This window comes from Mesorhizobium sp. WSM4837, from assembly GCF_055811435.1.
Genome location: NZ_JBVVQE010000226.1, coordinates 1 through 691, shown reverse-complemented (window position 1 = coordinate 691; position 691 = coordinate 1). Strand labels below are relative to the sequence as shown.

The 691-nt window shown below is 62.2% G+C and carries 1 protein-coding gene; it reads left to right on the top strand.

The window, feature by feature from the left end:
• The coding region (locus AC0L3D_RS36850; protein WP_473647553.1) for an ATP-binding protein at window positions 1-590 on the top strand (590 nt) is incomplete at its 5' end.
• Between the last annotated feature and the right edge of the window lie 101 nt (window positions 591-691).

Sequence of the window (691 nt, the reverse complement as noted above, 5' to 3'; positions counted from 1 at the left end):
CGAACGCGGATGAAAGGCGTAACGGACAATCTTCTTTGCCTCGCCATCCTGATAACGGGCATTATGAGCCCAGTCCGTCAGGCACCGGCAAGACCCACGTCGCGCTCGCGCTCGGGCTTGCCGCCTGCCAGAAGGGATTCCCCGTCGTCTTCACCACCGCTGCTGCCCTCGTGCATCAGCTCATGGAGGCCCGCGACGAGAGACGGCTGCTGAAGCTGCAGCGTAAACTCCAGGCGGTGAAGCTGCTCATTGTTGACGAACTCGGCTACGTGCCGCTGTCACCGACCGGAGCCGAACTGCTGTTCGAGGTGCTCTCCCAGCGCTACGAGCGCGGCTCCACCATTGTCACCTCGAACCTGCCCTTCGAGGATTGGACCTCGGTTCTGGGCTCCGAGCGGCTCACCGGCGCGCTGCTCGACAGGCTGACCCACCACATTCATATCCTGACCATGAACGGCGACAGCTATCGGCTCAAGCAATCCGCCGGCCGCCGTCGGGCAGCCACGATTGACGCGGCGGAGCAAAACCAGGCCACAGTCGAAACAGGCGATCAAGCCGACGCGCCTCAAGTCGATCCGGCAACCGTCTGAGCCTTCACCCGCCAAATCCTGCCGGCCGCTCGCTCGCTTGTATGGGCTAATCTTTGTCAAGGTGATCTTTCAGTCGTTCCGTCTCCTTGTTCAGCTGTGGC